Consider the following 26,698-nt stretch of genomic DNA (forward strand, 5'->3'; position numbering starts at 1 on the left):
CACCTGCCCGCCTGTCCTAGCCGAGAGTCTCGCACCTTCCACTCCAATCAACTTGTCAAAGAAGAAAATGGAACAAATTCCTTTATAGCAACAATCCTTAGATAGGAGCTTTATCAGACCTTTATAGCAATACCAACTCATTTCATTAGTAAAGCTCCCCATTTTTCCAATACAAATTTTTTTAGAGTTTCCACAAATAGAAACTCAGGCACTCGATAAGTTTACTCAATCGCCATTCTAAACTCAAATAGTTGAGACTATCATGCAGAGTTTTCTAAACCTGTTAGCGAGCGTTTTTCATGCTACAATACTAGTTGAACTTAAGAGATATCGTAACAGGAGGTATATATAGATGAATCACACAAAATCTGAAGCTTTGTATGACGAAGCACTTCTACATATTGTCGGCGGGGTTAACAGTCCATCCCGCTCTTTTAAAGCAGTTGGCGGCGGCGCACCGGTTTTTATGGAGCGCGCACAAGGTGCTTACTTTTGGGATGAAGACGGCAATCAATACATTGATTATCTTGCTGCATATGGTCCTATTATTACCGGACATGCTCATCCTCATATCACTAAGGCGATCGTGAAAGCTGCAGAAAACGGCGTACTTTACGGAACTCCTACTTCCCTTGAAGTGAAGTTCGCTAAAATGCTGAAAGAAGCAATGCCTGCTATGGACAAAGTTCGATTCGTAAATTCTGGTACTGAAGCGGTAATGACAACCATCCGTGTTGCGCGTGCGTATACGGGTCGGGATAAAATCATAAAGTTTGCAGGCTGTTATCACGGCCACTCTGATTTAGTACTAGTGGCTGCAGGATCTGGCCCTTCTACATTAGGAACGCCAGACTCAGCTGGTGTACCAAAATCAATTGCTCAAGAAGTGATCACCGTTCCGTTTAACGATGTAGAAGCCTACCGTGCGGCGATGGAAAAATGGGGTGATCAAATTGCTGCTGTTTTAGTTGAGCCGATCGTTGGAAACTTCGGAATCGTGGAACCGAAAGAAGGCTTCTTACAAGCAGTTAACGATATCACCCATGAGCATGGCGCACTTGTCATTTATGATGAAGTGATTACAGCCTTCCGTTTTATGTATGGCGGTGCTCAAGATCTACTCGGTGTAAAGCCAGACATGACAGCACTTGGGAAAATAATTGGCGGTGGCCTTCCGATTGGGGCATACGGCGGTAAAAAAGAAATCATGGAAAAAGTAGCACCTCTCGGACCAGCCTATCAAGCAGGAACGATGGCTGGAAACCCGGCATCGATCTCAGCTGGTATCGCATGTTTAGAAGTTCTTCAGCAAGAAGGTGTGTACGAAGAAATGGACCGCTTAGGCGCGATCTTAGAAAAAGGATTGCTGGAACAGGCTGCGAAATATAACGTATCCGTAACCATCAACCGTTTGAAAGGTGCATTGACTCTCTATTTTACGGATGAAAAAATTGAGAACTATTTACAAGCAGAAGCGACAGACGGGGAAATCTTCGGCAGATACTTCAAACATATGCTTAACGAAGGGATCAACCTCGCCCCATCTAAATACGAGGCGATGTTCTTAACAACAGCACATACAGAGAAAGACGTTGTTGCAACAATTGAAGCAGCAGGAAAGGCATTCAGCCGTCTTTGAGTTTTTCCGAGAATCCGTCACCGCACGGATTCTTTTTTTGTTTTAAGGGAAAAGATGTAATAATGATGCTTCATTTTTCATACGGTATGTAAGTCTGTAATTTTCACAATTTGTTAACACACTTTCACTTGATTAAACATTAGAAACAGTTTATAGTGTTTGAGATTATTAACATTTTTATATGAGAAAGGAATTATCGCAGTTATGAAACTAGGAGCCCGAATGATCAAAACGGGTTTAGCCATATCTTTATCGATCTACCTGGCGATGCTTTTTCAATTGGATCAGCCTGTCTATGCAGCCATTGCTGCAACATTTGCGATCCAGCCATCCATCTACAGGTCGTATCAAACCATACTCGAACAGGTTCAAGGTAACCTCGTTGGTGCCATTTTTGCCATTATCTTTGTTATCTTATTAGGCAACAACCCCTTTGTTATCGGATTCGTTGTTGTACTTGTTATCGCAGCGAACTTAAAAATGAAGATCGAAAAAACCATTCCGTTATCGATCGTTACCGTCATTGTAATCATGGAAAGCCATACGGAAAACTTTATCGGGTTTGCGATCGACCGCTTTTTGCTTATTATGCTTGGTGTCCTATCAGCATTCTTAGTGAACTTGGTATTTATGCCGCCTAAATATGAAACAAAATTGTATTATAAAATCTCTGGCCATACTGATGAGATCATCAAGTGGATCCGAATGATCACCCGGCATGCTTCAGAACATATTGCCATTAAAGAGGACCTGACGCATTTAAAGGAAAACCGCTTTAAGATGGATCAATATTACCTGCTGTACAAAGAGGAACGTACGTATTTTAGAAGCAACAAGTACTCGAAGACTCGTAAGCTTGTTCTATACAGACAGATGATCCAAACTACTAACAAAGCACTCGAACTATTAAAAAGTCTTCACCGCCATGAAAACGAATTGTACAATATGCCTGAACCTCTTCAGGAATTGATTCAAATCAAGCTGGATGGATTAACGAATTTCCACGAACAGCTGCTGTTAAAGTATACTGATAAAATTCGGGCACAGCATACGTATGATATGGATGATGCCATCAATAAAAAAGCGCTCATGAAATGCATCATGAGCTACTACAAAAATCCGGAGAACGAAGAGTGGATCGAACTGTTCCCGGTATTTGCCTTAATCATTGATTACGCTGATCAGCTCGAGCACCTGAACACCTTGGTGGAAAGCTTCAAAAATTATCACCAGGACGACAGCGAAGTCCAGTTGGACCAGCGATTGGAAGATTGATATATGTTAGGAAAGCCAGTCCTTTTGTGAGGGCTGGTTTTTTTGGGGATTTGTGGGTATTAGGCTGTGGCGGTGCTGGGTGAGGCGACGAATTTTGTCGTTATTTGTAGACTCGCTGTTATATGATAAAAACTCGCCGTATTGTGGAAAAAACTCGCCGAATTATGCTTAATTCTCGCCGTATTATAGTCAATATTTCTAGAATTAATTCGTTTGGAATCCGTTATTAGGAAAAGTTCTTTTTGCGTTACACTTAAGAATGCTGCAAACTAAGGAAAATTCATATGTAATTAATTCAAAGGAGAGATTTTTATAAAAAAAGATAGAAAAGCGCCGCCAATAGTTATCAAATTATCCAAATTAATAAAAAGAACACCTCAAAATCATTTAAAAAGAAAAGAATTGCAAGAACAACTCCGAAATCATTCTTCAGGACACAAGGGTGAACAATCATTAAACTATTTTTATCGCTACTTACCTAAGAATGACGTGAATTTGCTTCATGGAATTCGAATCCTTCATGATAACTACTATTTCCAGATGGATACTCTAGTCATTACTCCCAATTTCATAACAATATTAGAAATAAAGAACTTGACGGGCCATTTATTTTTTGATGATAAATTTTCACAACTCATCAGAACATATGATGGAAAGAAAGAAGCCTTCTCTAATCCAATCGAACAGGTTAAACGGCAAAGTTATCACTTAAATGAAATTCTTGTTCAACAAAAATACGCTTTCCCTATCCCCATTGAATCACTTGTAGTTATGACCAACCCAAATGTGATCATTGAAGCTTCTCCTACATATAAAGAAGCTTATGAAAAAGTAATTAAAAGCCCCAGTCTACAACAGAAATTCCATGAATTCTTACAAAAGAACCAGCAAACTGTCCTAACACATAAACAAATTAAAAAACTAACGAAATACCTTTCTAAAGTAAGTTCATCTTATGATCCAGATGTTTGTGAGCTATTTGAGATTAATAAAAGTGATTTAATAACCGGTGTTCTATGTCCATCGTGTGATCAATCGATTATGACATATGTATGGGGAACCTGGCATTGTCACTATTGCAATACCTCTTCAAAAACTGCTCATATTGAAGCTTTACAAGACTACGCATATTTAATTTCTACTAAAATATCCAATCGTGAGGCGATGCAATACTTACATTTAAATTCGAGCTATCAAGCAAACCATCTATTTCGGTCTCTGAAGCTCCCTATTTCAGGTTCAACCAAGTCCCGAATATACCACCTAGAACCCCTTCTCGAAAATCATACATAATATCACATAAAAAAAAGAAGCTCAGCAATTGCCAAGCTTCCTCTTTCACCAATTAAACTAGCTCTTCATTCGTGGGTCAAGTGCGTCACGCAAGCCGTCTCCCATCAGGTTGAAACCTAGAACCGTCAGCATGATCGCCAACCCTGGGAACAATACCGTCCATGGTGCTTGAATGATAAAGTCTTTTGAGTCTGCAAGCATCTTACCCCACTCAGGTGTTGGTGGCTGAGCTCCCATTCCTAAGAATCCAAGCGCTGCCGCTTCAATGATCGCTGTTGCGATGGCAAGCGTTCCTTGAACAATAATTGGAGCTAAGCTGTTCGGCAGTATGTGATGGATCAGAATTCTGAAATCACTCATACCGATCGCTCGCGCGGCTGTTATATATTCTTCTTCTTTTACACTAAGTACCCTAGAGCGTAAAAGCCTACCGAACGTTGGAATGTTAATGATAGCAATCGCGATCAACGCGTTTTTCAATGATGGCCCAAGTACGGATACTACTGCAATCGCAAGCAGGATACTCGGAAACGCGAGCAAAATATCAAAGATACGAGATATGATGCCGTCTATCCATCGTCCATAATAGCCTGCCACAATACCAAGCAAGGAACCTACAATAACCGATCCAGCTACAGAGAAAAAACCTACCCATAAGGAGATACGGGCACCATGAATCACGCGGCTTAGAATATCACGGCCAAATTCGTCTGTTCCAAACCAATGTTCAGCAGACGGCGCAATATGTTTATCCTTGAGTTCAACATCGCTATAGTTATATGGTGCAAGAACATCCGCTAATATCGCCACCACGATAAACAAGGATACGATCGATAGTCCGACAAGTGCGATTTTATTCTTTTTAAAGCTTCTCCATGCATCTTTCCAAGGAGAGATTACTTTGTCTTCCACAGGTTCCACTGGCATATGCTGTGGCTGCGGGACTACGGGAGGTGTTGATCTTGATAGTTCTGACATTCTCTAATCCCTCCTACTTGAATTTAATTCTCGGGTCAATTGCTGCATACAGCAAATCAACGAGTAGATTAATTAATACAAAGATCGTAGCGACAACAAGGATTCCTGATTGGATAACAGGATAATCACGATATGAGATGGCATCGTAAATATATGTCCCAATCCCTGGCCATCCGAAGATCGTTTCAGTCAAGATTGCTCCACCCAAAAGCAAACCTGTCTGCAATCCAATGACAGTCACTACTGGGATTAAAGCATTTTTCAATGAATGCTTGTACACAACCCAGAACATCTTCATGCCCTTAGCACGAGCCGTACGGATATAATCTGAGCGCATTACTTCAAGCATGCTTGAACGAGTCATACGTGCAATGATCGCCATCGGAATCGTACCAAGTGCAACACCAGGCAAGATAAGATGCTTAACCACTTCACTAAACTGGTCCATTCTTCCTTGAATTAAGGTGTCAATTAAATACAAGTGCGTGATCGGATCAACCGGGACACGTATGTTGTCACGGCCCGTTGTTGGCAATAGGTCAAAATGAATTGAAAATACATATTGCTCCATTAAGCCAAGCCAGAAGATCGGCATTGATACACCAACCAAAGCTAGTACCATTGCCGTATAATCAAACCAAGAATTTTGGAACCAAGCGGAGATGATACCCGCATTTACCCCAATTACAATGGCAATGGCCATTGCTACAAGAGCTAATTCAATTGTTGCGGCTAAATACGGCCAAATTTCCTCCGAAATCGCCACATTCGTCTTAAGTGAAACACCTAGATCTCCTGTAAAAAGACCTGTTAAGTAATCAATGAATTGTGTGTACCAAGGTTGATCTAACCCAAGTCGCTTTGTTAAAGACGCAACGGCTTCTTTTGTGGCCTGTTGCCCTAATATTAATTGTGCTGGATTACCCGGGATAGCACGAATCATCATGAACACGATAAATGTCATTCCTAGTAATACGGGAACGAGCGTTGCTAACCGTCTGATCGTATAGGCAAACATAGGGTCACCTCTTTCTTAAGAAGAATTACAAGTCTGTTAGGTTACAAGTTGTTTTTGCAAAAAAAGGGGAGCTGGCTATATTAGGCCATACTCCCCGCCATACATTATTCGAAAGATACATCCGCGAAAGACTGAGAACCAGTAGGATGTGGAACGAATCCTTTGATCTTGCTTGCTCCAGCTAATTGCGGCTTAGAGTGAACAAGTGGTACCCATGGTGCATCTTCATGGATAATAACTTGCGCTTGTTTGTAAAGCTCCTCACGCTTCGCTTCGTCAGCTGTCGTTTGAGCTTCAACTAAAAGCTTATGAACGTCTTCGTTCGCATAACGAGAGTAGTTGTTAGAATCGATCGTGTCTTTGTCAAGAAGTGTGTATAGGAAGTTATCCGCATCTCCATTGTCACCCGTCCAACCTAACATGAACATTGGTGCTTCACCTTTTTGAACTTTCTCAAGGTAAGTACCCCACTCAAATGTAACGATGTTCGCTTTAATATTCACTTTTGCAAGTTTCGCTTGAATCGCTTCTGCTACTTTTTGGCCGTTCGGCATGTATGGACGTGCTACAGGCATTGCCCAAAGATCCATCTCAAAGCCTTTTTCTAAACCAGCTTTAGCTAAAAGTTCTTTTGCTTTTGCTTCGTCATACTCACGGTCTTGAATTTCATCGTTGTATCCAGCAATTGAAGGAGGCATTGGGTTTTTAGCCGGCTCAGCTGTTCCTTCATAGAAGTTGTCGATGATCGCTTGCTTGTCGATCAAGTGGCTGATCGCCTGACGTACTTCTTTTTTATCAAATGGTGCTTTTTCAACGTTAAATCCTAGGTAACCAACGTTCATTGAAGGACGTTCGAACGATTGAAGTTTGCTGTTATCAGAAACTTTTTTCATATCAGATGGATTAAGAGCATCCATTAAGTCAATTTCACCTTTTGTTAATGCATTTAATCGAGAAGAGTTGTCTTTGATTACTTTAAAAGTTACGCCATCAAGTTTCGGCATATCTTCTACCCAGTAGTCTGCGTTCTTTTCAAGAACGATCGTATCGTTTGGCTTCCAGCTTTTGAATTTGAAAGGTCCAGTACCAACTGGCTCTTTGCTTAGCTTGTCGCCATCTAATGATTTAGGGCTCGCGATTGCAAACGGGCTCATAGCTACGTTCTTTAAGAATGGTGCTTGTGGCTTTGTTAATGTGATTACAACTTTGTACTCCCCATCTGCTTTTACATCTTTAATGACATGGCCTTCGTCACCTTCAAATCCACCAAACATAGATCCGTAGTATGCGAATTTCTCGCCATCTTTACTTTGTGCCCAGCGGTCAAAGTTCTTTACAACTGCATCAGCGTTGAACTTTTCACCATCGTGGAATTTAACGCCTTCTTCAAGTGTGAACGTGTAAGTTAGTCCATCTTCAGAGATATCCCATTCTTTTGCAAGGCCAGGAACGATATCTGTGTTATCTTTGCCGTAGTTTACTAGCGGCTCATAAATTTGTTCTGTAACGATGAAAGATTCACCGTCTGTAACGACTGCCGGATCAAGTGCAACAGAGTCCCCGCCGCGCCCGTAGATCATCACATTGTTAGGATCGACTTTACCGTCGTCTCCACCTTTGCTGCTGTCTCCGCCTGATGAACACCCTGCCAACGCAAGAGATAAAGCTAGCATTAAAGCAAATAAAGTCCATAAACTTTTCTTCATCTTCTTTCCCCCAGTTCTCATTTTAGTAGTGCCTTTTTTTATATGTACGTGCTTGCCTTATTCATATAAATGGCAAGCAGCGTAGTGGCCTTCAGAAACTTCTTTTAATACGGGTTTAACTGATCCGCAATGCTCCATCGCCGCAGGGCACCGCGTATGGAACGGGCAGCCAGCAGGCGGATTTGATGGACTCGGAACATCCCCTTGCAGGATGACACGGTCCTTCCGATGCTCAACATCAGGTATAGGAACAGCTGACAGCAATGCTTGTGTATATGGATGTTTTGGATCGTCATACAGCTTTTCACTATCAGCAAGCTCTACGATATGACCCAAATACATAACTCCCACTCGGTCACTGATATGGCGTACTACACCAAGATCATGTGCGATAAACAGATACGTAAGATCGAACTCTTTCTGAAGATCTTGTAAAAGGTTCAGTACTTGAGATTGTATGGAAACATCCAGAGCAGATACAGGCTCGTCCGCGATAATAAGCTTCGGATTCACCGCAAGGGCTCGTGCGATTCCGATACGCTGTCTTTGTCCCCCAGAAAATTGGTGGGGGTAACGCTTTGCGTGCCAGCTTGAAAGTCCAACTACTTCAAGCAGTTCTTTTACGCGTCTTTTTCGTTCTGCTTTATCTTTTACACCATGAACGATTAAAGGCTCTTCTAAAATCTTCTCAACCGTATGACGCGGGTTAAGTGAAGCAAACGGGTCCTGAAACACCATCTGCATCTCACGTCGTTTCTTTCTCATTTCACTATTGGATAATTTTGTGATATCTTCGCCTTCAAAGTAGATCTTTCCTTCTGTAGGTTCTAAAAGTCTTAACAGCATTCGTCCTGTTGTAGATTTGCCGCATCCGCTTTCTCCTACAAGACCAAGCGTTTCACCTTTTCTGATATGAAAAGAGATTCCATCTACCGCCTTTACTTCACCGATTGTTTTACTTAATATTCCGCCTTTGATCGGGAAGTGCATCTTTAAGTTTTCTACTTTAACTAATGGCTGAGTCTGACTCATGCAGGTTCACTCCTTTCCCGTCCTCGTAAAGCCAGCATCTTACTTGATGGCTGCCTTCTTGAGTATTCAGTTGAGGAGTTTCGGAAATACATCTTGTTCCGGCATGTTCACAACGCGGTGCAAAGGAACATCCTGTTGTAATCGAACCCGGTTTTGGAACGTTTCCAGGTATGGAATATAACCTTCCTACCTTCTCTCTCATGTCTGGTACAGATTTAATCAAACCAATCGTGTATGGATGCTTTGGGTTTTGGAAGATGGTTTTCACATTTCCTTCTTCTACTACTTTTCCTGCATACATGACGACGACGCGTTCACACATTTCCGCAACAACGCCCAAATCATGAGTAATCATCATGATTGCGGTATCCGTTTCTTTGTTTAATCGTTTCATCAGATCTAAAATTTGAGCTTGAATCGTAACATCCAGAGCGGTAGTAGGCTCGTCCGCTATTAGAAGTTTTGGGTCGCAGATCATGGCCATTGCAATCATGACACGCTGACGCATACCTCCTGATAATTGATGCGGATATTCTCTTACAAGCTCTTCTGCTCGTGGAAGCCCAACTAGCTTAAGCATTTCAATGGCTTTACCCATCGCTTCTTTTTTTGACCATTTTCTATGTATGCGCAGTGATTCAATAAGCTGATCCCCAATTGTGATAACCGGATTCAAGCTTGTCATCGGCTCCTGAAAAATCATTCCGATCTCATTGCCTCTGATTTGCCGCATTCTTTTCTCTGGTGCAGAAGCAAGATTTTCACCTTTAAAGAGAATTTCTCCTTCGATCTTCCCAGGCGGGGTAGGGACTAGTCCCATCACAGATAGTGATGTAACGCTCTTCCCGCAGCCTGACTCCCCCACAATACCTAGTACTTCACCAGGATTGACGTGGAAATCGACACCGTCTACTGCTGGAATTGCTCCATCATCTGTAAGGAAAGAAGTTCTTAAGTTCTTAACTTCTAAAACAGGATTTCCCATGAGATCTCACTCCTTTCTCTAAGCTGTCAAATTTCCTAGAATATTACTTCTCTGTTGAGAATTATGACACTACTCTGACATTTTGACAATATTTAATTTTCAGAATGTTCGACAAACACTTCTTCTGTTGTAGGTCTTATATACCACTTTTATTCATTTTTTAGGGAATTGGATTTGGCAACAATCAGTTTGAGTGTTCGGCCAATAAAAAAAGATCGGCATCTGCCGACCTTTTCTGCTTCTTTATACCAGTTGTTGAACCGTAAATAAATCGTAGTACGGTCCTTGTTTTTCCATTAATTCTTTGTGATTACCGATTTCCACAATTTTTCCGTGATCGATTACGATAATGCGATCAGCGTGAGTAATGGTGGAAAGACGATGTGCCACAATGAAGGTTGTCCGATCTTTTGCTAGTTTTTCCAGAGCTTCTTGAATCAGATGTTCACTTTCAAGATCTAATGCAGACGTCGCTTCATCTAAAATGAGAATCGGCGGATTTTTTAAAAACACACGTGATATCGCAACGCGTTGTTTCTGACCACCAGAAAGTTTGACTCCACGCTCTCCAATCTTTGTGTCATAGCCATCAGGCAGACTCATAATGAATTCATGTGCATTGGCCGCCTTCGCAGCTGCAATCATCTCTTCATCTGAAGCTTCAGGATTCCCCATAAGAATGTTTGCTCGAACGGATTCGCTAAACAAAATATTGTCTTGAAGTACCATACCTATATTGTCTCGTAGCGTCCGAACTTGAAAATTTCGGATATCTGTCCCATCTAGCTTAATACTTCCTTCCGTAACATCATAAAAACGAGGAATCAAACTGATCAATGAAGACTTCCCGCCCCCGCTCATGCCGACTAAAGCGATAGTTTCACCGGGCGTGACGGATAAGGAAACATGGTGCAGCACTTCTGCTTCTTCCTCGTTATAGGTAAATGAAACATCGTCAAATTCTAAAGCACCTTTGACCGATTTTAACGGTTTTGCATTTGGTGAGTCCTCAATATCATACGACTCATCTAAAAATTCGAACATCCGGTCCATAGAAGCGATTGATTGTGTCAGCGTTGTAGATGAGTTCACCAGGCGTCTAAGCGGATTGTACAACCTGTCCATATAGGCAACGAATGCGACTAGAGCACCTATTGTAATATTGCCTTGTATTCCTTGGTACGCTGCAAAACCAATAACAAGCAGAGGTGCAATATCGGTTACAGTGTTTACAACAGAAAACGTTTTTGCGTTCCATTTCGTGTGATCCATCGCTCTTCTCAAGAAATTTCGGTTTCGCTTATCAAACTGAATCTGCTCGTGATCTTCAAGTGCAAAACTTCGAATGACAGACATCCCTTGAACACGCTCATGCAAGTGGCCCTGTACCTCAGCAAGTGCCTGAGAACGATCTTTTGTTAACTGACGAAGACGTGCGTAGAAAAATTTTACTGAAAACGCATAGACCGGCAACATCGATAATGCCACGATCGTCAGCCAAAAGTCCATTGAGAACATGATTGCTACTGCGATAACTATCGTAGCCATATCGAGCCAAACATTCATTAGACCTGTAATAACGAATGTCTTTGTCTGCTCAACATCATGAATGACTCTCGAGATAATTTCTCCAGATTTGTTGTTAGAATAAAAGCGCAGGCTTAAACGCTGAATGTGATCGAACATCTTGTCACGAATATCATACAAAACTTTTGTACCTACCCATTGTGCATAGTATTGTCTCCAATACTCAATAGGTGGCCTCAGCACAACGAATATGAGAGCAGCCCCTCCCATCAGCCAGTATAATTTGGTTAACTTTTCATCAATGGGTATTGAAACCTGAATGATATCGTCTACCACGTATTTTAAAATAAGCGGTGTTAATAAAGGGATCCCAAACTTAGCAAGCCCAATTAAAATCGTCCAGAAAATTTGCCATCTGTAAGGTTTTACAAAAATTAAATAACGTTTAATACTATCCATTTCATCACACCATTCTTTCGGTCATAAAAAGAACTTGGCAGGGCGCCAAGTTAACCTTATTTAAAAAAAGGATAACCTGCTGACTCTTCAACAGGTTTTCCTTTTTATCGAAATTCTAAATATCTTTCATACCACTGTTCAACAAATCCAGGCTCAAATGGTCCCTTTTTTTGTGTAACCATCAAGATTAACTCTTGAAGATTTTTTTTAATAATGGTATCAAGCTGACTCGGATACCTCATCATTCTTTTGTGAAGCTCATACTCGTCCTCGTCTAATAAGATATAAGTCCCATCTGGAAAAACCTTAATATCCAGATCATAATCAATATATTTCAATGCTTCCTTGTCCCACATAAATGGTGATCCTAAGTTACAGTAGTAATAAATACCGTCTTCTCTAATCATACCGATCACGTTAAACCATTGCTTCGCGTTAAAATAGCAAATTGCAGGTTCTCTTGTCCGCCACTGACGTCCGTCAGATTCAGTAACAAGGATCCGGTCGTTACCGCAGATCACCTGACTAGGAGTACCTTTTAAAATAACCGTATCTTCCCAATTTCGATGAAGATAGCCGTTATGCTTATAGCTTTGAATATTGATTATACTTCCGGTTGCAGGAAAACTCATCTCTCTCTCCTTTCTGCCCGAGTTCCGGAAGCTAATGTTACCTATTGAGTTGTTAACTCTCCTTTCTTTTTAACCATTTGTCGGTAATTCACCAGCTTCATTCATAAACCTCGTTCTTCAATTTTTTTCATCGTTTTATTCCCGAACATTACTTTCTTTCAAAACACACGCTTTTTTTCTCTTCTTTATTATATCGTTTTAAGAATAGTTTGGAAATGTACTTGTCCCTGTTTTCCAAAAAAATAAGCGCCTTTTTTCAGATCATTCATTCGTCACTAGTATTCCCATAGGATATGTATAGAAAACGTATGTAATAAATACAAAAAAACCAAAAAATGCTCCCTAGTCATTAGGGAGCATTCCTGGATAGAGGTTATCTTTGGTTCTTACGTTGTTGAGACTGTTGGTTTTGCTGACGAACTTCTTGTGCACTCGTTTCGCTAGCAAATTCAGTTCCGTAAGATTGACCAGCTTGACCAGCTTGAGAAGCTTGGTTTTGACGACGAACTTCTTGAGCGTTTGTTTTTGAAGCTTGGTTTTGTTGTTTGTCCATTGTTTTTCACCTCCACGAAATATAATTTACCCGGGCTAATCGAATTTTATAAGTAATTTATTTAATATATATTTCCAGTATTAAAACCTTTAAATATGGGGGATAAATGAATGATTACACTAATTCAAAGGAGGGTTGCAGGATGTACGTAGGAAGAGATATGACCGAATTAAGTATGACGAAGAAGAACGATTGGAGAGATGAAGAACTCACGTATTTTCATCACTCCTTGCAGCAGATGGCTCCTTACTTAAATGAGGAAGGAACAAGCATGCACAGAGAGATCATTAAAGAAATAGAAGCTCGCGGAGGCTTGAAACGTAACGAAGCGGATTGGACGCATGGGACTGAGGTTAAGTACGACTGACTTAGAGTACTGAGTTAGCTTAGCGATTTTTCGCAGTTGTGTTCGCGGGGTATTTCTTGGGTAGCGTTCGTATTTCTTGGATGGCGCTGAACGAGCATAAATCTTCTCGAACGAGCATAAATCTTCTCGAACGAGCATAAATCTTCTCGAACGAGCATAAAAACAACCCCCTGCGCTCCGCTGGGGGTTGTTTACATTCCACTTCATCAAAAATTGCTATAGGACTGTCCGCCATCTACGTTCAACGTGCTCCCTATGACCCAAGAGGCCTTCTTAGATGCCAAGAAAACGACTACATTTGCCACTTCTTCCACAGTTCCGAAGCGACCAGCGGAAATGTGCTCTTCTACAAATGAATTAATTTTATCCGGATCTTGTTCCAATCTTTTTTTCCAATTTCCTGTGTTATGCAAAATAGATCCTGGAGCTACGCCATTCACCCGTATATTCTCCTTGATCATCTCGTCACCAAATGATTTCGTGAAAGAAATCATGGCTGCCTTACTAGCGTTGTAGGTAGGTTTGCCGCCAGATTCCCTGCCAAAAATAGACGAAATGTTAATAATAGCTCCACCGTCTGAGTTGCCCTTCATGATTGCTGCTGCTTTCTTACTGAAATCAACAGCCGATAAAAAATTCAGATGCATCGCCTCTTCAAACTGGTTCATGCTCGTTTCCATCACTGAAGATCCGTTACTGCCTCCTGCATTATTAACCAAAACATCGATTGCACCAAACGTATCCAAAAATTCCTTCATCACTCGCTCACGGTCTTTAGCATCCGTTACATCACCTTGAAAAATCTCCATACCCTCTTTTTTAGCAGCTTTGAGATCTTCTAAATGGCGACCGAGAATTCCAACTTTTGCACCCTCACTCAGAAAAGCATAAGCAATACCTTGTCCAATCCCTTTTGAGCCGCCCGTAACGAGTACCGCTTTTGCTTTAAGATCTAAGTTCATCCAATTAATGCCTCCTTTATGAGCCGAATTATTTTTTGATGAGAAACAGGGAACGGATAGGCGTCCAGCTCGTCCACACTGACCCATTTCCAATCATCAGGCAATAATCCGTCTTCTGCCATACTGTTAATCTTTCCTTGCCAAATATGAATTTCCCACTTCAGATGTGAGAAAACATGCTCAATATAACCCGCCTTCTCCTCTAGAGTTACTTCATAATTAACCTGTTCTTCCACATAGCTTTCAAGAGCAGAAATTTCAGCTAGTTTATTTTCGCCGACATATTCAGTGTTCGGAAATTCCCACATGTTGGCGAGAAGCCCTTCAGACGGTCTCTTATGAATCAGTACATGGCCATCCTCACTCATTAGTACACCAGCTACCATCTTCGCTTTTCTTACTTTTGTTTTTCCTAGTTTTACCGGCAGTTCTCTTTGTCTTCCACTTTCGAAGCCTCTGCATAACTCTCTCATCGGGCAGAGCAAACAAGCAGGAGATTTCGGTGTGCAGATGATAGCGCCAAGTTCCATTAAACCTTGGTTAAAAGAAGAAGGATCTTCATGTGATATCAATTCTCTCACTGCTTTTTCGAAAATTAAACGCGTTTTCGGTTTGCTGATATCTTCTTCAATCAGCAAGATTCGTGATAAAACACGCATAACATTTCCGTCAACAGCAGGTTCTGGTACACCATATGCAATACTTAAAACCGCCCCTGCTGTATAAGGGCCGACACCCTTTAGACCGGAAATCTCTTTCGGTGTGTCAGGTACTTTTCCTCCATAACTTTCGCATACTTCTTTTACCGCGGTTTGTAAGTTTCGAACTCGGGAATAATAACCTAGACCCTCCCACGCTTTCAGAACTTTTTCTTCGTCGGCATAAGCGAGGTCTTGAAGAGTAGGGAACAATTCAGTGAATCGATTGAAATAAGGAATGACCGTATCTACTCTAGTTTGCTGCAGCATGATCTCAGAAACCCAGACACGGTAAGGATCCTGGTTTTCTCTCCATGGTAAGGATCGTTTATTTTCGCTGTACCATGTTAGTAATTGATTCTGAAATTGTTTCACATATGAAACATCGAGGGAAAATATATTATTACTTGTTGTGTTCAATTTATAAATCTTCCTTTGTGTTCAGCTTTTCAAACGCCCAGCAATGAATTTTCTCTAGTCCACCTGTCACGCATTCGTTAAGTTTTGAGAAAACAGGATGCTCTAGGGCCGTTCGATCTTTCTTAATGGTATCATACGCAGCTTGATTCTTAACTTGGAAACATTCAACATACAGTGAAGGCTGATCTGCTGCCCTATACCATTGAATATTAGACGCACCACACACTTTAAGTTCTTTTATCACAATAGGCATTTGCGTCTCATAAAATTGAATGGAATCCGGACTTACTTTATACTCCATAAAAACAGTTAACATTTATTTCACTCCATTCCTACATAGGAGGTGATCGCCTTGGATACAGGCACACATATCGTGATGGGGCTGGGATTGGGCGGATTAGCAATGCTCGATCCTGCGATTGCAAATGATCCAGCGACATCACAAGCCATTCTTGCTGGGACATTAATCGGTTCTCAGGCCCCAGACTTTGACACGGTATTAAAATTAAAAAATAATGCAGTTTACATTCGTAACCATAGAGGGCTGACACACTCACTGCCTGCGCTTTTTATCTGGCCACTGCTGCTGTTTGGGGCTATTTCATTATTTATCCCAGAAGCAGATAACGGAAAGCTTTTACTATGGACGGCAATTGCTGTTTTTCTCCATGTGTTTGTTGATATCTTTAATGCTTACGGCACACAAGCGCTTTACCCTGTTTCAAAGAAATGGATCGCTCTCGGAGTAATCAGCATCTTTGACCCATTTATTTTTTTCCTGCATCTAGCAGGTCTGATGCTCTGGTATATGGGTGTCGATCCTGGCTACACGTTTCTTACCGTGTACGTCATACTTATTTGTTACTACATGATACGAATCATTGCCAGACAACGCGTGAACAAGATCGTTCTTAAGAAAATACCTGAAGCTGAAGAAATTTACGCAAGTCCCACTATTCGATGGGGACAATATCATCTGGCCATTAAATCCAAGCACGAATTTTTTGTAGCCGGTCTTAAAAACGGCAAAATTACGGTTTGGGATACATTTGACCGTTTACCCGTACCAAAATCAAAACTCATTGACGCAGCAAAAAAAGATAAAAATATTTCAGCCTTTCTCTCCTTTTCTCCTGTACACCGGTGGGAAGTCGAAAAGAATGATCATGGTCACCTGGTTCAATTTATTGATTTACGGTATAGAAGCAAAGGTCATTATCCTTTTGTCGCGATGGTCCAGCTTGATGAAAACCTAAACATCATTACCTCATTTACAGGTTGGGTGTATTCTGAAGACCGCTTGAAAAAGAAGATGGAGTTTTCTCCGCTCGATCTTATAAACAATAACGAATAATGAAGAGACGGGCTTAGTGAATCGGCCCGTCCTTTTTAATGAATCGCTGAAACTTAGGATTATTGGAGAAGTACTCATGCAATTTATGACCATAGGAAGTAATGAGCTGTGTTACCATTTTCTCGGTTACCTCTTGCTCCTCGTACTCCCATCCCGCTTTTGCACGAGAGGACTCAAAATCTTCCCATAATCCTTCCACCCATTCCCTCGCTTCCTGATAATTTAGGGCAGGGTTCATTTTTTGCAGTTGTTTAGCCAATCTGTCAAAACGCTCTTCCATTATTCTCCCTCCTTAACCAATTTTTAAAGAAAGTCCCGTCACATAAAGGGTTCTGTCACGTTTCATACTAGTTGAGAACCGATATAAAGGAGGTAACACACATGCGAAATAAATCAAAAAACTTCCCTAATCGGATCTCCTTCTCAGGTGAGCCGAGATCAAAAGAAGAGTTCTCTTCTAAACGGCCAGATGGATCCATTCGTGACCATCCACAGGAGCGAATGTTCTTATCCAATCAACACCGAGATGATCAGTAACTCTTGCGGTTATGAATTTCATTCTGGGGGGTGAATCAGTTGAACAAGAAAGACTACTTCTCATCAACGCGATTTAACGGTAAATATTCTGACCCCTTTCACTCACCGCGTGCCAACTCGAAGCATGCGTATAACCAAGTGAACGGGGAGACCCAGCAAGCATTAAATAACTATGTGCTTGAAATTCAAACACGTAAGCGTTCATAGTGACGAATAAAGAAGCGGTCCTAATATCGCTTCTTTATTTTGTGTTTGTGTTTAGAGCCCTTTGTTGATTTTTGCTTTGAAGTTATTTTCTTTTAGTGTTTACATATGCTTCTCTGACTAGTTGATTGGAGTGTAAGGTGCGAGACTCCTGGGGGATCAGCGGGACAGGTGAGACACCTAAGGGCGCAAAGCGCCGAGGTGGCTCACCGCACGCCCCCCGGAAAGCGAGCACCTGAAACGGAGATCGGCCACATTCATGAACATCAAAGTAAACGCTAAAACCGTTTTATCCTTCAAGAACAGAAATCGGTAATGCTTCAAGTGTACTCTGTTTATTTTTATAGCCCCAGGCAAAAATACCATTTAGGTACAGCACAGAAAAGGTTGAACCTGGGTCTCCTTGGATGCTGTATTCTTTTCCGCTTTCGATTGTGGAAGGATCCATCAAATAGCACTTTGCCATCGCAATCTTGCGTTCATGAACAGCGTACTCACTTACCATGCCCATTTGTTCTGCTTTTTGCGCTTTTGCACGAAGAGAAGCGATTTCACCTTTAATTTCAGCTTCTGTCATCTCGCTGAATCTTTTTTCCATTTGAATACTTCCTTTCTTTTCTGTACCCTATATATGCTTTGAAATTTAACTACATAGGAGTGAGAATGTTGGCCAAAACAGTAATTATAACAGGCGGAGGTTCAGGCCTCGGACTTGCGTTAGCCCACCAGTATTACAAAAATTTTAATGTGTGCTTGATCGGCCGCACAGAAACAAAATTAGAACAAGCTATACAAACCTTCTCATCCAGCAGTGAGAATACCGTTTCTTATAAAGTTTGTGATGTAACACAATACGATCATGTTCAATCGGTGTTTCAATCTATTTTTGACAATGAAGAAGTCCATTTATTAATTAACAACGCAGGGATGGGTAGTTTTCAGCCACTAAACGAATTATCTGAAAGTGACATCCGTCACATGTTAGAGACAAACGTGTTTGGTACGATTTATCCAACGAAAGCTGCTTATCCCCTGTTCCAAAAGCAAGGGTATGGCAAGGTAATGAACATTATTTCTACTGCAGGCTTACGAGGTAAAGTAAATGAGTCTGTATATTGTGCTTCCAAATTCGCAGTTAGAGGCTTTACGGAGAGCCTTGTTAAAGAATGGGATGGCACTGGTATCTATCCGACCGCCGTCTATATGGGAGGAATGGATACTCCGTTTTGGGACGACTCCGATCATATCAGTGATCGATCACGTCTAAAATCCCCTGCAACGGTTGCAGAAATGATTGTTGAACAAGATGATAACCGAAGTGAGATTTTTATAGATCGTTAAGCTCGTCCCCACTTAACATTTCAGATATTACATCAGAATCGAAGCCTTTGCTGTATAGAAAACGCTTCATGCGAGACTCGTATTCATATCCGGTATACTTTTTATATTTTTGATGAGCTTTGCGAGCATGAGTGAGCAAGGCTTCTTTTTCATCTTCAACCGATTGGCTGATCTTTGCTTCTTGAAAAGCCATTTCGATCACTTCCCACATGAATCCTTTTTGTTGAAGTTGCTGAGCAATCCTTTGTTTTTGTTCTTTTTCAGAACGCTTGGCCCTGCTTGAAAATTGCTTTTGAATAAATTTTATACTTGCTTCAAGCTGTTCTTCAAAACTGAACTGATTCAGAGCCTCTTCAGTATGTTGTTCACTGATTCCCTTTTTCTTTAGCTCCTGCCGAATCATCCCCGGTCCTTTAAATGATGTATTCATACGGCTTTTAACTAGAGCAGCGGCAAAGGTCTTATCGTTTACAAAATCGTATTCCGAGAGTTTTTCAAGAACCCTCTTGATTGTCTGCTGGGGCACTTCTTTCTTTTCCAAAAAGGCTTTGATCTCGTGAGCTGTCCTCATCCGGAAAGATAAATAATGAAGAGCATTATTAAAGGCTTTCCGATATTCATCTTCCTCAATGATTTCTTCCCATTCTTTTTCATCGATTTCCATACCTTTTTGAAGCTGAAACTTAATTAAAACATCCGCATCAACGCTAAAAGCAAACTCTTCTTTAGTGCCTTTTTGTATAAAAATATTAAATCGTTCATCGTTTTTTTGCTGAGCAGAAATCCTTGTTATGACAGCCATCTACCCACCTTCTTTCATACTCTATAGTTTAACATAATTGCTTGTACAGTTTGAAAAAATACCCCTTTTAAAGACCGGTAAACAAGGGAATCGAATAAGAAAAGATAATTAATAATAAAGATGAAGTTGAGAGGAGTTTACTATGAAGAACATTTTAGTCTCTGGAGGCACAGGATTTATCGGAAAACATATCACTCAATTGTTGCAAAGCACATATAAAATCTTCATTCTCACACGAAAAGATAACAAACCGCCACAAACGAATGTTTCGTATATAGAGTGGCTTACTCCTCACAGCACACCAGAAAAAGAACTTCCTAAAATCGATGCGGTTATTAACCTTGCTGGAGAGTCCATCAATGGCAGATGGACAGATGATAAGAAGCAAGCTATTCTAAACAGCCGCTTAAAAGCAACAGAATCGCTGCTAGACCTCGTAAAGAAATTACCAGAACCTCCTTCTGTTTGGGTGAATGCATCTGCGATTGGATATTACGGAACATCGGAAACAGAAGTATTTACAGAAAACACTGAAAATCATGGGATTGATTTTTTAGCTGAAGTGGTTAAAGCGTGGGAAACAAAAGCAAAAGGGGCAGAAACACTTGGCTCTAGAACGATTTTTACAAGATTCGGTCTTGTTTTAGGCAAGGATGGCGGAGTACTTCCACAGCTAAGTCTTCCCTATCGTTTTTTTGCTGGAGGTACTGTCGGTTCAGGTGAGCAGTGGGTGTCTTGGGTGCATATTGAAGATTTGGCAAAACTCATAAAAGAAACGATTGAAAACGAGCAATATTCAGGACCTGTGAATGTGACTGCTCCAAACCCTGTAACGATGAAAGAATTCGGCCAAGTAATTGGCGACGTCATGCACCGACCACACTGGCTACCTGCTCCTTCGATCGCGTTTAGGTTCCTTTTTGGTGAAATGAGCATGTTGATTTTAAAAGGACAGCAAGTGCTTCCCGATAAAGCATTGAACAATGGATTTCAATTTTCATATCCTCACCTAAAGGGGGCTTTACATGATTTGTTACAATGATAATAAAACTAATTTATCAGGTGACACATAATGAAAATTTTAATCCAAAAAGCAAAAGTATATCCCATTACAAGCAAGGAGCTCGAGCAAGGAGATGTCCTTGTAGAAAACGGCAAGATCCAAGCAGTAGAAAAGCATATAGAACCCTCAGCTGAAATGGAAGTGATTTCAGCTGAAAACCTTCACCTTCTGCCCGGATTTATTGATGTGCATACCCACTTGGGACTTTATGATGAAGGTACGGGCTGGGCTGGTAATGATGCAAACGAAACTCATGAAGTGCTTACCCCTCATATCCGTGCCATTGATGGCTGTCATCCATTAGATATAGCCTTTAAAGATGCTGTTCGTTTTGGTGTAACTACCGCTCATATTATGCCAGGAAGTGCAAATGTAATCGGCGGAACGACCTCTGTTATCAAAACACATGGCAATGACATTCGAAAAATGATAATTAAGGAAACAGCCGGATTGAAGATCGCGCTTGGAGAAAACCCTAAACGCATTCATAGCGGCCGTCATAATGATTCAATCACCCGTATGGGTATAATGGGTATGCTTCGGGAAGCCTTTTATCAAGCAAAAGACTCAGCTTACCAAGATAATTTGCGTGTCGCTCCGATTGCTGCTGCATTAAACCGTGAAATCCCAGTGCGAATTCATGCTCACCGTTCTGATGACATTCTCTCTGCGATTCGGTTTGCAGAGGAATTTAACCTCGATTTTCGTATTGAACATTGTACAGAAGGTCATCTTATTGCTGATTCTTTTAAGGATATGAACTTAAAAGTAAGCGTCGGCCCGACTCTGACTCGAAAATCTAAAATTGAGCTAAAGAACAAAACCTGGGATACTTATCGCATACTATCTGAAAATAATGTTGAAGTTTCGATTACAACAGATCACCCATACATTCCGATTCAATATTTAAATGTATGTGCTGCTATTGCAGTACGTGAAGGTTTGAGTGAGAAGAAAGCACTTGAAGGCATCACAATCGCACCCGCTAGAAACCTAGGAATCAATAACCGAGTAGGGAGTATTGAGCCTGGAAAAGATGCTGATTTATGCCTCTGGACCGAGCATCCGTTCCACTTTTCTGCAAGCCCTGTTATGACAATGATTGATGGAGAAATTATTTACAAAAAATCTACAAAATAACTATTTTCTTTTTTAAAAAAATGACTTATGATACAAGAAGAGCAACATGCGGATTATGCGAATCCGGAAAATTTAAAAGTCGCTCAAAAAACGAAACTTAAAATTATTTTCATAAATTAAATATTGAGCAAGGGAAGGCAATTGGTGCGCCACCAGCTTTGACTGGTCCTAGTGGGTTCGATTCCCACCCCGAATTAATTTTTATTCTTAATTCGAGGGTGGGGGATACTTCTGCCCTCTAGGAGGGATTAAATTGTTGAAAAAGCGTGATTTAACGGAGAGTCATGTTCTTTACAATTTAATGGTGCACCCAGAAGTCTTCCCTTTTGTACGCCAAAAAGCAGCTTCATTTGAGGAGTTTATGTTCCTTACGAAGCAGACGCTAGAGGAAGAAGAACAAGGAAAGATTATCTCCAGAACGATATTGGATGAGTGGCAAAATCCAATTGGCACCATTAATCTATTCGATGTTCAAGATGGTTATGGCTTTCTTGGAACATGGATCGGTCAGCCTTACTTTGGAAAAGGATATAATTCTTTAGCAAAAGAAGCTTTCTTTTCAGAGTTGTTTTATGAAAAAGATATCCACACTGTTTTTATGCGCATTCGTAAAGTGAATATCCGGTCTCAAAAAGCAGCCGAGAAAATTCCTTACGTAACCCTAGCTAACGAAACAAGAAAAGACGTTTACGATCAGCTTAACCAAGGTCAAGACATTTACAACTTATATCAGATCGAAAAAGATAACTACCTCATGCATCAGCTTCGCACACAAACACAACCTCTTGAAATGGTTGAAGAGCAGCTAAAGGAAGCTTAATACAGGTAAAATGTTGATGTGCTTTGCACATACTAACACCACCTTCACTTTTTGAAGGTGGTGTTATTTTAATTAGGAGGTATTTTCATGAAAAGCAGCAAACAAGAAGCAAAAGAAAGAAATGACGATTTGACCAAAACACAAGAAATCCTTTACAAAGAAGAATTAAAATCGGCCGAATCAACTGCTGAATCAAAAGAAATGACGAACGAAGATTATTCATAAAAGGATGATTCTTCCTTCATAAAATCCTGAAAACTGCACATTCTATAGTTGAGGACAAGTTCCTCACTAGCTTTTGATTTACGTTTCAAACATTATGATATCTTTAAGAAGGTATTTGTGTGGAAAAACGTAATAGAAAGTCCCCATCGCACAACAATGCTAAAGCTTCTCAAGCCAATGGACTTGATGTCGAGTACTCAAGTGAACTGGCAGATCAAGACGATCTCGAAGCACAAGCACGTGCACAAGCCGCTGACCGACGCCAGAAAAATGGCCGTCGCTAAGTGCAAAAAGACCTGCTGGGATAGCAGGTCTTTTTTTAATATAGAAATCTTTATGAATATTTTACATTGTGGATAAAGTTATACACAAGTTTGTGGATAATGTGAACAATCACATCATACAATGAAATCTTACTGTGCAAATATGTGCAAATTATATAAGTTATACACATTTTCTATGGAAAAGCATGTGGATAGTGTGTATATTTCTGAATTTTTTAAGCTTTAGATTTATTATTTAATTTCGAGTGTTTTAATAACTTTCGCAGGGTTCCCCCCAACTACTGCATTGGGAGGGACATTTTTAGTTACAACCGCTCCAGATGCGACGACCACGTTATCCCCAATCTTCACTCCTGGATTGATAATCGCGCCTCCACCAAGCCAAACATTATTACCAATTTCCACTGGCTTGCCGAATTCTGCTCCTGAATTCCGTTCAGCTGGATCTAATGGATGAGTAGCCGTATAAATATGAACCCCAGGTGCGAGCATACAATTGTCCCCAAACCGTACTTCGCAAACGTCTAGAATGGTACAGTCAAAATTAGCAAAAAAGTTCTCCCCAACATGGATGTTATAGCCATAATCACATCTGAAGTTTGGTTCGATTCCAACATTCTCACCTGTTGTACCAAAAAGTTCCTTTATGAGCTGACTTCGCTTACTCCATTCTTCTTCTGTCGTCATATTGTATTCTCTCGTAAGCCTTCTTGCACGAGTACGCTCGTCAATGAGCTGCTGATCATCTGGGCGATACATCTCGCCATCTAACATCTTTTCTTTTTCAGTTTTCACGCAGTACTCTCCTTCTTGTTGATTTTGAAAATTGTTTATTTCCTATTAATCATTCCGATTTACGTACTAATGTACAAACCGCCTCTACTTGAGCTGTTTGCGGAAACATATCCACAGGTGTGATTTGTTCAACTTCAAATCCGTTACTTATCAACATGTGGACATCTTTTGCTAATGTTGATGGATTACATGAAACGTAAACCATTCTTTTCGGTTTAATTTTTATAACCGTTTCTAAGAAAGTAGGATCACACCCGGTTCTTGGAGGATCTACCACTACAACATCGGGCTGCCAACCCTCTTTTAGCCATTTTGGCAGCAGCTTCTCAGCTTTTCCGGCTTCATAGTGTGCATTTGTAATCTGATGCTTCTCTGCATTTTCTTTTGCATTCATAATGGATTCTTTTATAATATCCATCCCTCTAACTTCTTTTGCTTCGCTTGCAAGCCACATTCCGATTGTTCCTGAACCACAATACGCATCAACGACTCTTTCTTTCCCAGTAAGTTTCGCTTGTTTTTTGACTTCATCATAAAGCTTAACGGTTTGCTCTGGATTTAATTGAAAAAATGCACGCGCTGAGAGTTCAAAGCTCAGGTCTCCTAAATGTTCAGTAATAGTTTCTTTTCCAAAGATTCCTTCTGTCTGTTCTCCAAAGATGAGCGATGTTTTTTCTTCGTTAACATTCTGAACAAAGGATGTAACTTGAGGAAGTCTTTTCTTAATCTCGGAAACAAAAAGGTCTCTTTTCGGAAATTCATTTGTTGCCGTTACAATAACTAGCTGAATCTGATCAGTACGAAACGCCGTTCTCACAACAATCGTACGAATGCTACCTGTTCGTTTTCTTTCATCATAAATCGACAGGTTAAGATCACGAATAATCTGTTTGACTTTATTTGTCACGATATTCGTATCTTCATGCTGTACGAGGCAATGATCAATGTTAATCAACTTGTGTGAATCTTTGCTGTATAGTCCGGCAATAACAGTATCATCGACTTTAGCTACTTGAAATTGGGACTTATTCCGATAAAACCATGGCTCGTCCATTCCAATCGTTTTTTTCAAATTTAGTTTATCTTTTGAGATCTTCGTGTATCTTTCAAATGCTTGTACGATAAGATCTCGTTTTTCTTTAAGCTGTGTGGTATAGCTCATATGCTGTATTTGACATCCACCACACGTTTCATAGATCGGACATGGTGGTGTAACCCTGTTCTTTGACTTTTTGAATACCTTTTTTATTTTTCCTTCTGCACGATTAGAAAAAACTTTTGTAATGATAACAGACATCTCTTCACCCGGAATCCCTCCTGGTACAAAGACAACCTGCCTATTGTAGAATCCAATTCCTTCACCATTAATACCCAAACGTTTAATAGAAATGGGCACCGTCTGGCCAACCTTCACGATGGGGTTTTCTTGCTTCGTATTTTTCATAACTTTATCACTCGTTTCTTAGCTAAAGTGGCTTTTCTTATTGTAGACGAAACCGATCGCTTCTACCAACTTGAATATCATTACCCCTCAATTTTTCTTTAAAGCGTTTTTTAAATCCCTGGATAACAAAAAAGAACCTTTGTCATAAACAAAGGCACAAATCATTGAAATAATAGAGGCGGCGTAGTTTTATTTATTTGGAGATCATCAAGGCTCTTGAACGTATAGCCTCTTTTTTGAAGAGCTTCTATGGTTGTCTCTAAAGCATCCGAATTGTCTTTTGAAACAGTATGAAGCAGCATTATGCTTCCAGGATGGATCTGTTTCATGATTTGGTTGTATGAATATTTCCAACCACGCTGTTTATCGGTTTCCCAATCTAAAAAAGCAAGTGACCAGAACACATGTGTATATCCTTCTTGTTTTGCAAGCATGATCGTTCTTTCGCTAAATACACCTCGCGGAGGACGTATATAGTGCATATCGGTTCTGCCCGTCAGCTCAGTGTATCTTAACTTTACTTTTTCAAGCTCATTTTTTAACCGAGCATCAGATACCTGAGTAAGGTCTGGGTGATAGTAAGAGTGGTTCCCTACAATATGCCCTTCTTCAGCCATTCGTTTTATTAGGTGAGGGTGAGTCTTCATAAATTGTCCGGTTACAAAAAAGGCAGCAGGTACTTTCTTTCTCTTTAATACATCCAGAACATCATCGGTATAACCATTTTCATATCCGTTATCAAAGGTTAAATAGATGTCTTTTTTAGCAGGATCTCCAATAAAAAGACTATCGTATTTATGAACAAGCTCCATAAATCTTGCGTCCGTGATCGGAGGCTTTTCTTCCCCTTTTTTCTCAAAATACCATTCAAGTCTTTGGTTGGATACGCCTCGCTGAGCATAAATCACGTCTGATTGTGCGAAAAATAAGATGGATACCAGTATTAGGCACAGGAGCCGGTTGATCTTCATTGAAATTCCTCCTTCAAACGACAACCTATACCTTTATTTTGCAGTAATTGTTGAAAAGCATGCTAGGGATATAAAGGAAGTATTGTTGGAATGTGTAGTGAGTGCTAGTACGCAATGGAATGGGGAGTGGGACGTGTGGGCGCTCGTATTTTTCGTATGGCGCTCGTATTTTTC

Annotated in this window: 31 protein-coding genes; 13 read left to right on the forward strand and 18 right to left on the reverse strand. The window is 40.6% G+C overall.

Annotated elements, in window-relative coordinates:
* Positions 1 to 352 precede the first annotated feature (352 nt).
* The 3 genes from AWM68_RS13460 to AWM68_RS13470 all read left to right on the forward strand — a co-directional run bounded on the left by AWM68_RS13460 (position 353) and on the right by AWM68_RS13470 (position 4,207).
* Entirely contained in the window at positions 353 to 1,639 is a 1,287-nt protein-coding gene (locus AWM68_RS13460; RefSeq protein ID WP_066242675.1) for a glutamate-1-semialdehyde 2,1-aminomutase, read from the forward strand.
* Between the two features lie 204 nt (positions 1,640 to 1,843).
* A complete protein-coding gene (locus AWM68_RS13465) occupies positions 1,844 to 2,914 on the forward strand; it encodes an FUSC family protein (RefSeq protein WP_066242678.1) in 1,071 nt (356 codons plus the stop codon).
* Positions 2,915 to 3,316: 402 nt separating this feature from the next.
* Positions 3,317 to 4,207: a nuclease-related domain-containing protein gene (locus AWM68_RS13470; protein WP_197468174.1), complete on the forward strand. Its 891-nt coding sequence runs from the start codon at positions 3,317 to 3,319 to the stop codon at positions 4,205 to 4,207.
* A gap of 57 nt (positions 4,208 to 4,264) precedes the next feature.
* Here the strand turns inward: AWM68_RS13470 and AWM68_RS13475 are convergent, their stop codons facing one another.
* From AWM68_RS13475 to AWM68_RS13510, 8 genes are all read right to left on the reverse strand, one after another.
* A complete protein-coding gene (locus AWM68_RS13475; protein WP_066242683.1) occupies positions 4,265 to 5,185 on the reverse strand; it encodes an ABC transporter permease in 921 nt (306 codons plus the stop codon).
* Positions 5,186 to 5,198: 13 nt separating this feature from the next.
* The gene (locus AWM68_RS13480; protein ID WP_066242689.1) at positions 5,199 to 6,203 is read right to left on the reverse strand and encodes an ABC transporter permease; all 1,005 of its coding nucleotides are present in this window, start codon (positions 6,201 to 6,203) and stop codon (positions 5,199 to 5,201) included.
* Positions 6,204 to 6,307: 104 nt separating this feature from the next.
* The gene (locus AWM68_RS13485) at positions 6,308 to 7,909 is read right to left on the reverse strand and encodes an ABC transporter substrate-binding protein (RefSeq protein ID WP_066242693.1); all 1,602 of its coding nucleotides are present in this window, start codon (positions 7,907 to 7,909) and stop codon (positions 6,308 to 6,310) included.
* Positions 7,910 to 7,966: 57 nt separating this feature from the next.
* Positions 7,967 to 8,941 carry an ABC transporter ATP-binding protein gene (locus AWM68_RS13490; RefSeq protein WP_066242694.1) on the reverse strand — a complete coding sequence of 325 codons (975 nt, stop codon included), beginning with the start codon at positions 8,939 to 8,941 and terminating at the stop codon, positions 7,967 to 7,969.
* Positions 8,916 to 9,926, reverse strand: coding sequence for an ABC transporter ATP-binding protein (locus tag AWM68_RS13495; RefSeq protein WP_066242697.1), 1,011 nt, complete (start codon positions 9,924 to 9,926; stop codon positions 8,916 to 8,918). The genes AWM68_RS13490 and AWM68_RS13495 overlap by 26 nt, the downstream gene beginning before the upstream one ends.
* Positions 9,927 to 10,169: 243 nt before the next feature.
* Entirely contained in the window at positions 10,170 to 11,912 is a 1,743-nt protein-coding gene (locus AWM68_RS13500; RefSeq protein ID WP_066242700.1) for an ABC transporter ATP-binding protein, read from the reverse strand.
* A 104-nt stretch (positions 11,913 to 12,016) separates the two neighbouring features.
* Positions 12,017 to 12,544 carry a nucleoside tri-diphosphate phosphatase gene (gene ntdP, locus AWM68_RS13505; RefSeq protein WP_066242704.1) on the reverse strand — a complete coding sequence of 176 codons (528 nt, stop codon included), beginning with the start codon at positions 12,542 to 12,544 and terminating at the stop codon, positions 12,017 to 12,019.
* A gap of 373 nt (positions 12,545 to 12,917) precedes the next feature.
* Positions 12,918 to 13,097: a gamma-type small acid-soluble spore protein gene (locus AWM68_RS13510; RefSeq protein WP_066242707.1), complete on the reverse strand. Its 180-nt coding sequence runs from the start codon at positions 13,095 to 13,097 to the stop codon at positions 12,918 to 12,920.
* A 142-nt stretch (positions 13,098 to 13,239) separates the two neighbouring features.
* Between AWM68_RS13510 and AWM68_RS13515 the strand changes: the two genes are divergently transcribed.
* Positions 13,240 to 13,464 carry a hypothetical protein gene (locus AWM68_RS13515; protein WP_066242710.1) on the forward strand — a complete coding sequence of 75 codons (225 nt, stop codon included), beginning with the start codon at positions 13,240 to 13,242 and terminating at the stop codon, positions 13,462 to 13,464.
* Between the two features lie 14 nt (positions 13,465 to 13,478).
* Here the strand turns inward: AWM68_RS13515 and AWM68_RS21475 are convergent, their stop codons facing one another.
* The 4 genes from AWM68_RS21475 to AWM68_RS13530 are packed head-to-tail and all read right to left on the reverse strand — an operon-like array spanning position 13,479 to position 15,860.
* On the reverse strand, positions 13,479 to 13,622 hold the full coding sequence (locus AWM68_RS21475) for a hypothetical protein (RefSeq protein WP_156488406.1): 144 nt from the start codon (positions 13,620 to 13,622) through the stop codon (positions 13,479 to 13,481).
* A 48-nt stretch (positions 13,623 to 13,670) separates the two neighbouring features.
* Positions 13,671 to 14,426, reverse strand: a complete 756-nt coding sequence (locus AWM68_RS13520) for an SDR family NAD(P)-dependent oxidoreductase (RefSeq protein ID WP_066242712.1) — start codon at positions 14,424 to 14,426, stop codon at positions 13,671 to 13,673.
* The gene (gene mutY / locus AWM68_RS13525; RefSeq protein WP_066242715.1) at positions 14,423 to 15,544 is read right to left on the reverse strand and encodes an A/G-specific adenine glycosylase; all 1,122 of its coding nucleotides are present in this window, start codon (positions 15,542 to 15,544) and stop codon (positions 14,423 to 14,425) included. Before mutY ends, AWM68_RS13520 begins: the two co-directional genes overlap by 4 nt.
* A gap of 1 nt (position 15,545) precedes the next feature.
* A complete protein-coding gene (locus AWM68_RS13530) occupies positions 15,546 to 15,860 on the reverse strand; it encodes a hypothetical protein (protein ID WP_066242717.1) in 315 nt (104 codons plus the stop codon).
* A gap of 36 nt (positions 15,861 to 15,896) precedes the next feature.
* Between AWM68_RS13530 and AWM68_RS13535 the strand changes: the two genes are divergently transcribed.
* Positions 15,897 to 16,898 carry a metal-dependent hydrolase gene (locus tag AWM68_RS13535; protein WP_066242723.1) on the forward strand — a complete coding sequence of 334 codons (1,002 nt, stop codon included), beginning with the start codon at positions 15,897 to 15,899 and terminating at the stop codon, positions 16,896 to 16,898.
* A 13-nt stretch (positions 16,899 to 16,911) separates the two neighbouring features.
* Here AWM68_RS13535 and AWM68_RS13540 read toward each other — a convergent pair whose 3' ends face one another.
* Entirely contained in the window at positions 16,912 to 17,178 is a 267-nt protein-coding gene (locus AWM68_RS13540) for a YfhJ family protein (RefSeq protein ID WP_066242727.1), read from the reverse strand.
* Between the two features lie 101 nt (positions 17,179 to 17,279).
* Between AWM68_RS13540 and sspK the strand changes: the two genes are divergently transcribed.
* Positions 17,280 to 17,435, forward strand: coding sequence for a small, acid-soluble spore protein K (gene sspK / locus AWM68_RS13545; protein WP_066242730.1), 156 nt, complete (start codon positions 17,280 to 17,282; stop codon positions 17,433 to 17,435).
* A 39-nt stretch (positions 17,436 to 17,474) separates the two neighbouring features.
* On the forward strand, positions 17,475 to 17,642 hold the full coding sequence (locus tag AWM68_RS21070; protein WP_077364736.1) for a YpzG family protein: 168 nt from the start codon (positions 17,475 to 17,477) through the stop codon (positions 17,640 to 17,642).
* 286 nt (positions 17,643 to 17,928) lie between these two features.
* On the opposite strand, the gene AWM68_RS13550 is transcribed toward AWM68_RS21070, so the two are convergent.
* On the reverse strand, positions 17,929 to 18,237 hold the full coding sequence (locus AWM68_RS13550) for a YfhH family protein (protein WP_066242732.1): 309 nt from the start codon (positions 18,235 to 18,237) through the stop codon (positions 17,929 to 17,931).
* 65 nt (positions 18,238 to 18,302) lie between these two features.
* On the opposite strand from AWM68_RS13550, the gene AWM68_RS13555 reads away from it, so the two are divergent.
* Complete coding sequence (locus tag AWM68_RS13555) at positions 18,303 to 18,980, forward strand: SDR family NAD(P)-dependent oxidoreductase (protein WP_066242735.1); 678 nt, start codon at positions 18,303 to 18,305, stop codon at positions 18,978 to 18,980.
* Here the strand turns inward: AWM68_RS13555 and recX are convergent.
* Positions 18,967 to 19,782, reverse strand: coding sequence for a recombination regulator RecX (gene recX, locus AWM68_RS13560; protein WP_066242738.1), 816 nt, complete (start codon positions 19,780 to 19,782; stop codon positions 18,967 to 18,969). The two genes, AWM68_RS13555 and recX, sit on opposite strands and share 14 nt — an antisense overlap.
* Before the next feature lie 142 nt (positions 19,783 to 19,924).
* Between recX and AWM68_RS13565 the strand changes: the two genes are divergently transcribed.
* The 5 genes from AWM68_RS13565 to AWM68_RS21075 all read left to right on the forward strand — a co-directional run bounded on the left by AWM68_RS13565 (position 19,925) and on the right by AWM68_RS21075 (position 23,314).
* Positions 19,925 to 20,824 carry a TIGR01777 family oxidoreductase gene (locus tag AWM68_RS13565; RefSeq protein ID WP_066242743.1) on the forward strand — a complete coding sequence of 300 codons (900 nt, stop codon included), beginning with the start codon at positions 19,925 to 19,927 and terminating at the stop codon, positions 20,822 to 20,824.
* A 30-nt stretch (positions 20,825 to 20,854) separates the two neighbouring features.
* Entirely contained in the window at positions 20,855 to 21,985 is a 1,131-nt protein-coding gene (locus AWM68_RS13570) for an amidohydrolase (protein WP_066242745.1), read from the forward strand.
* A 253-nt stretch (positions 21,986 to 22,238) separates the two neighbouring features.
* Positions 22,239 to 22,805: a GNAT family N-acetyltransferase gene (locus tag AWM68_RS13575; RefSeq protein WP_066242747.1), complete on the forward strand. Its 567-nt coding sequence runs from the start codon at positions 22,239 to 22,241 to the stop codon at positions 22,803 to 22,805.
* Between the two features lie 87 nt (positions 22,806 to 22,892).
* Complete coding sequence (locus tag AWM68_RS21480) at positions 22,893 to 23,030, forward strand: hypothetical protein (RefSeq protein ID WP_156488407.1); 138 nt, start codon at positions 22,893 to 22,895, stop codon at positions 23,028 to 23,030.
* A 119-nt stretch (positions 23,031 to 23,149) separates the two neighbouring features.
* Positions 23,150 to 23,314 (forward strand): YfhD family protein, encoded by a 165-nt coding sequence (locus tag AWM68_RS21075; RefSeq protein ID WP_197468175.1) that lies wholly within the window; start codon positions 23,150 to 23,152, stop codon positions 23,312 to 23,314.
* A 231-nt stretch (positions 23,315 to 23,545) separates the two neighbouring features.
* On the opposite strand, the gene AWM68_RS13580 is transcribed toward AWM68_RS21075, so the two are convergent.
* The 3 genes from AWM68_RS13580 to pdaA form a co-directional block, all read right to left on the reverse strand.
* On the reverse strand, positions 23,546 to 24,109 hold the full coding sequence (locus AWM68_RS13580) for a maltose acetyltransferase domain-containing protein (RefSeq protein ID WP_066242752.1): 564 nt from the start codon (positions 24,107 to 24,109) through the stop codon (positions 23,546 to 23,548).
* Between the two features lie 49 nt (positions 24,110 to 24,158).
* The gene (gene rlmD, locus AWM68_RS13585; RefSeq protein WP_066242755.1) at positions 24,159 to 25,553 is read right to left on the reverse strand and encodes a 23S rRNA (uracil(1939)-C(5))-methyltransferase RlmD; all 1,395 of its coding nucleotides are present in this window, start codon (positions 25,551 to 25,553) and stop codon (positions 24,159 to 24,161) included.
* A 161-nt stretch (positions 25,554 to 25,714) separates the two neighbouring features.
* Positions 25,715 to 26,524: a delta-lactam-biosynthetic de-N-acetylase gene (pdaA, locus tag AWM68_RS13590; protein ID WP_066242758.1), complete on the reverse strand. Its 810-nt coding sequence runs from the start codon at positions 26,522 to 26,524 to the stop codon at positions 25,715 to 25,717.
* Positions 26,525 to 26,698 lie beyond the last annotated feature (174 nt).

The organism is Fictibacillus phosphorivorans (assembly GCF_001619875.1).
Lineage (GTDB): Bacteria > Bacillota > Bacilli > Bacillales > Fictibacillaceae > Fictibacillus > Fictibacillus phosphorivorans_B.

Coding starts and splice junctions, on each gene's coding strand:
- AWM68_RS13540 (WP_066242727.1), bottom strand. CDS start 17,178: ATGGAAGAGCGTTTTGACAGATTGGCTAAACAACTGCAAAAAATGAAC.
- AWM68_RS13520 (WP_066242712.1), bottom strand. CDS start 14,426: ATGAACTTAGATCTTAAAGCAAAAGCGGTACTCGTTACGGGCGGCTCA.
- AWM68_RS13465 (WP_066242678.1), top strand. CDS start 1,844: ATGAAACTAGGAGCCCGAATGATCAAAACGGGTTTAGCCATATCTTTA.
- recX (WP_066242738.1), bottom strand. CDS start 19,782: ATGGCTGTCATAACAAGGATTTCTGCTCAGCAAAAAAACGATGAACGA.
- sspK (WP_066242730.1), top strand. CDS start 17,280: ATGCGAAATAAATCAAAAAACTTCCCTAATCGGATCTCCTTCTCAGGT.
- AWM68_RS13490 (WP_066242694.1), bottom strand. CDS start 8,941: ATGAGTCAGACTCAGCCATTAGTTAAAGTAGAAAACTTAAAGATGCAC.
- AWM68_RS21480 (WP_156488407.1), top strand. CDS start 22,893: ATGAAAAGCAGCAAACAAGAAGCAAAAGAAAGAAATGACGATTTGACC.
- AWM68_RS13460 (WP_066242675.1), top strand. CDS start 353: ATGAATCACACAAAATCTGAAGCTTTGTATGACGAAGCACTTCTACAT.
- AWM68_RS13570 (WP_066242745.1), top strand. CDS start 20,855: ATGAAAATTTTAATCCAAAAAGCAAAAGTATATCCCATTACAAGCAAG.
- AWM68_RS13500 (WP_066242700.1), bottom strand. CDS start 11,912: ATGGATAGTATTAAACGTTATTTAATTTTTGTAAAACCTTACAGATGG.
- AWM68_RS13485 (WP_066242693.1), bottom strand. CDS start 7,909: ATGAAGAAAAGTTTATGGACTTTATTTGCTTTAATGCTAGCTTTATCT.
- pdaA (WP_066242758.1), bottom strand. CDS start 26,524: ATGAAGATCAACCGGCTCCTGTGCCTAATACTGGTATCCATCTTATTT.
- AWM68_RS13550 (WP_066242732.1), bottom strand. CDS start 18,237: ATGGAAAAAAGATTCAGCGAGATGACAGAAGCTGAAATTAAAGGTGAA.
- AWM68_RS13530 (WP_066242717.1), bottom strand. CDS start 15,860: ATGTTAACTGTTTTTATGGAGTATAAAGTAAGTCCGGATTCCATTCAA.
- ntdP (WP_066242704.1), bottom strand. CDS start 12,544: ATGAGTTTTCCTGCAACCGGAAGTATAATCAATATTCAAAGCTATAAG.
- AWM68_RS13495 (WP_066242697.1), bottom strand. CDS start 9,926: ATGGGAAATCCTGTTTTAGAAGTTAAGAACTTAAGAACTTCTTTCCTT.
- AWM68_RS21475 (WP_156488406.1), bottom strand. CDS start 13,622: ATGCTCGTTCGAGAAGATTTATGCTCGTTCGAGAAGATTTATGCTCGT.
- AWM68_RS13565 (WP_066242743.1), top strand. CDS start 19,925: ATGAAGAACATTTTAGTCTCTGGAGGCACAGGATTTATCGGAAAACAT.
- AWM68_RS13555 (WP_066242735.1), top strand. CDS start 18,303: ATGTTGGCCAAAACAGTAATTATAACAGGCGGAGGTTCAGGCCTCGGA.
- rlmD (WP_066242755.1), bottom strand. CDS start 25,553: ATGAAAAATACGAAGCAAGAAAACCCCATCGTGAAGGTTGGCCAGACG.
- AWM68_RS13510 (WP_066242707.1), bottom strand. CDS start 13,097: ATGGACAAACAACAAAACCAAGCTTCAAAAACAAACGCTCAAGAAGTT.
- AWM68_RS13480 (WP_066242689.1), bottom strand. CDS start 6,203: ATGTTTGCCTATACGATCAGACGGTTAGCAACGCTCGTTCCCGTATTA.
- AWM68_RS13515 (WP_066242710.1), top strand. CDS start 13,240: ATGTACGTAGGAAGAGATATGACCGAATTAAGTATGACGAAGAAGAAC.
- AWM68_RS13475 (WP_066242683.1), bottom strand. CDS start 5,185: ATGTCAGAACTATCAAGATCAACACCTCCCGTAGTCCCGCAGCCACAG.